Source organism: Terriglobia bacterium (genome assembly GCA_036496425.1).
Classification (GTDB): domain Bacteria; phylum Acidobacteriota; class Terriglobia; order 20CM-2-55-15; family 20CM-2-55-15; genus 20CM-2-55-15.
This window is the reverse complement of record DASXLG010000157.1, coordinates 1-3,536: the sequence shown is the minus strand read 5'-3', so window position 1 is coordinate 3,536 and position 3,536 is coordinate 1. Positions and strand designations below refer to the sequence as shown.

Sequence of the window (3,536 nt, the reverse complement as noted above, 5' to 3'; positions counted from 1 at the left end):
TAATGGCGCAGCCACCCCGCCTTTTCAAGGCGGGGAATGCGGCCGGGGTTACAATCTCACGCGCCTCCGGCGCTCATTTTTTCTATGACCGCGTCTTGTACAGCGGCAGGCGCAATGCGATCGGCTATTTGCTGTAAGATACTGCTCCATGACGAAACCGGTTGCTGTCTTCTTACTGCTCCTTCTTTGCTGCGGCCTCCTCTTTTCGCAGGGCGTGCCGAAGGTCCGGATCAGCATGATCCCCACGACCGATCCGGGCAAAATGCTTCGCGACGCCCAGCCATTCATCGACTACATGGAACAGAAGACCGGCGCGAAGATCACGATGACGATTCCCACCAATTACGCCGCTGTGGTCGAGGCCATGGCCAACGATCAGGTCGACATCGCGCATTTCGGCGGATTCACCTTCGTGCAGGTCTCCGCCCGGGCCGGCGCGCGGCCGCTGGTGCAGCGCGAGCAGGATCAGAAATTTCACAGCCTGTTCATCACGCAGCCGGGTTCTCCCATCAATAGCTTGAAGGATCTCGCAGGTCACACGTTTGCTTTCGGGGACGTCAACTCCACTTCCGGTCATCTGATGCCGGAATATTACATGCGGGATGCGAAGGTCGATCCCCAGGTCATCGAACGGGCGCTGTACACCGGCGGTCACGATGCGACAGCGCTTGCGGTCGCCAATAAGAAGGTGGACGCGGGCGCGATCGACGAAAACGTTTTTCAGACCATGATGAAAAGCGGCAGGATCACGGCCGGCCAGGTCCGGGTGCTCTGGACGACGCCGCCGTTCTTCGACTACGTCTGGGTCGCGCGCAAAGGACTCGATCCGAAAGTGGCGGAAAGCTTTGCCAAAGCGCTGCTCGATCTGGATGCGCGAAACCCGCAGCAGAAGATCATTCTCGATTTTCTCAGCGCGGCGAAGTATGTTCGCGCCAACGATTCCGACTATGTCCGCCTTCGACAGGCCGCAAAAAGCGCAGGCCTGCTGAAGTGATCTACGTCCTGGACTCGGTGACTAAAGAATATGTCCAGGGCCGCACGCGCGTGCCTGCGCTGCGAAACTTTTCGCTTCGAGTCGGCGCGGGAGAACACATCGCGTTGCTCGGTCCGTCCGGGGCGGGGAAGTCGACGTTGTTCCGTCTGTTGAATGCGGCGGTCCGTCCGACGAGCGGTTCCGTTTTGTTTGAGGGCAAAGATCTCGCAACCATGAGCGGGCCGGAGATCCGGTCGGTGCGTCGGCGGATCGGCACGATCTATCAACAGCACAACCTTGTACCGTCCTTGACCGTCGTCGAGAACACGCTGTGCGGCGGGTTGGGCCGGTGGTCTCTGGCTCACACGATCCGCGGGATCTTTCGCCCGCACCGGCAGGACATGGAGAAAGCGCTGCACGCGGTCGAAAGTGTCGGCCTGGCCGACAAGCGTCATGCCCGTGCCGACGAGCTTTCCGGCGGCCAGCAGCAGCGGGTCGCTATTGCCCGGGCGCTGATGCAGGATCCCGACGTCCTTCTTGCGGATGAGCCTGTGGCTTCGCTTGATCCGCGTCTGGCGGAAGAGATCCTGGATCTTTTGACGCGTCTGGCGGCGGAGCAGAAGCGGATCCTGATGGTGTCGCTTCACAAGGTCGAAGTCGCTATCCAGCGGCTGCCGCGTGTCGTCGCTCTGCGGAACGGCGGAGTCGAATTCGACGCCGAGTCTTCGGGGATGACTGAGAGCATTTTGCGAGACCTGTACTCCAGCGAATCGCCGGCGCCAGAGAGGAACTCGGGAACCGGCCTGCGGCATGAGCTCAGCTGTCTCGGGTAAATGGACATTCCCCGCCTTTTCAAGGCGGGGTGGCCGAGCGATCAAACGTTAGAACGCTCGGGCGGGCGCGAAGCGCGAGCTCGATAGGGGAAGCAGTAATAACGGTTATCAACCAACCGCGCAGCGCACCTTATTTTTGTCGGAATTTACGAACCGCCCCGTCTGCGCCGCTGAGGAACGGGACCATTTTGTTTATGGCGCAGCCACCCCGCCTTTGAAAGGCGGGGAATGTCTGTCTCCTGGGCTTTTTGTGCAAAAGCCCCTCCTTTCTCAGCTGTTTCAGGAGGGAGTGGATTTATTTGTGAGAGACCACATCAGCGTTGCCAACCTCGCCAGTGTGAATACCCAGCGGCGCTGGTGGATTCCATCGCCCTTTTGGATCGCTGCCTTCATTGTTTTCGCGGTGTCATGGGAAATTGTCGGCGTCGATGTCCGCTCCCTCATTTCAGCTCAGGCCGCCTCGGATACCTGGCGATTCCTTTCCGGTCTGTTTCCGCCGGACCTGTCGCCGGCATTTCTGAAAACAGTTTTCAGTGCCGCGGCTCAGACGCTTGCGGCCGCGGTGGCGGCCACGCTGTTGTCCATCGTTATCGGAATGCCGCTCGGCGTTCTCGCTTCTGCGCATTTATGGCGGCGCGGAATCCTGGTTGAGGCCGAACGATATTCTGTCCGCGGCGTCACACTCGCGGGAATAAGTCAGGCGGCGCGGGCCATTCTGGGATTCGTCCGCGCAGTGCCGGATATTCTGTGGGCCATCCTCTTTGTGACGATGTTCGGCCTGGGAACGCTGCCGGGCACACTGGCCCTTGCCCTTGCCTACAGCGGATTGATCGGCCAGGTATTTTCGAATGTCTTCGACGCTGCGGCTATTCAGCCTCTCGAGGCTCTGCAGTCCACAGGCGCGACACGGCTGCAGATTTTCTTTCGCGGAATGCTGCCGCAGTCATTGCCGGCCTTGACGGCGTACGGTTTGTATTCCTTCGAATGCTGTGTCCGGGCGGCATCGGTGCTCGGATTGGTTGGAGCCGGAGGCATCGGTTACGAGGTCAGCATTTCGATGCGTCTGTTCGAATACAGTCAGGTGCTCACCTTGCTGCTGGCGTTTATTACTCTGATGGCGATCACAGACGCCATCAGCCATTTTGTGCGGGGGCGGATGACGCGGCGATTGCCGGCGGCGGCGGAAATAGTGGCCGCGCCGCGGGCATCCAGGGCGGTCATGCCGGTCGTTATTCTGGTCGTTGCCGTGGTTTCATTTTATCTCGCCGGCTTCAATCGGGAAATGCTGGAGCAGCAGAACCTCATCCAACATGCGTTCCGATTCATCTCCGGTATGGTGCCACCGGATTTCGCGCCTGCATTCCTCGGCAGGCTCGGTTATCTCGCCCTCCAGACGATTGCGATCTCGGTCATCGGCACGTCGATCGGCGTGGCTCTGGGAGCGCTCCTGACGCTGCCGGCGACAGCCGCAATTGCGTTTATTCATAAGGATGCCACCGGACGCCACGGTGCGGGCGAGCGGTCGCTAAGGTTCGCAGCGTATTGGACTGCGCGTCTGGTTTTGAACTTTCTGCGTGCAATCCCCGAACTCGTTTGGGTTCTGGTTTGCATTCTGATCATCGGCATCGGGCCGTTTGCGGGCGCGCTGGCGATCGGGTTACATACGGCCGGCGTGTTGGGAAAGCTCTATGCCGAAGTGCTGGAAGAAGTTCCCCGCGCGCCCATCGAGG

The 3,536-nt window shown here is 60.0% G+C and carries 3 protein-coding genes; all 3 read left to right on the top strand.

From position 1 onward, the window contains the following. The first annotated feature begins 148 nt into the window (after positions 1-148). Positions 149-994, top strand: coding sequence for a phosphate/phosphite/phosphonate ABC transporter substrate-binding protein (gene phnD / locus VGK48_11120; GenBank protein HEY2381717.1), 846 nt, complete (start codon positions 149-151; stop codon positions 992-994). Further along, positions 991-1,806, top strand: coding sequence for a phosphonate ABC transporter ATP-binding protein (locus VGK48_11115; GenBank protein HEY2381716.1), 816 nt, complete (start codon positions 991-993; stop codon positions 1,804-1,806). The genes phnD and VGK48_11115 overlap by 4 nt, the downstream gene beginning before the upstream one ends. A gap of 301 nt (positions 1,807-2,107) precedes the next feature. Continuing rightward, positions 2,108-3,536, top strand: a 1,429-nt coding sequence (locus tag VGK48_11110; protein ID HEY2381715.1) for an ABC transporter permease subunit, incomplete at its 3' end; no start/stop codon positions are given.

Excerpts from the sequence above, each read along its gene's own strand:
- phnD (HEY2381717.1), top strand. The coding sequence starts at position 149 with ATGACGAAACCGGTTGCTGTCTTCTTACTGCTCCTTCTTTGCTGCGGC.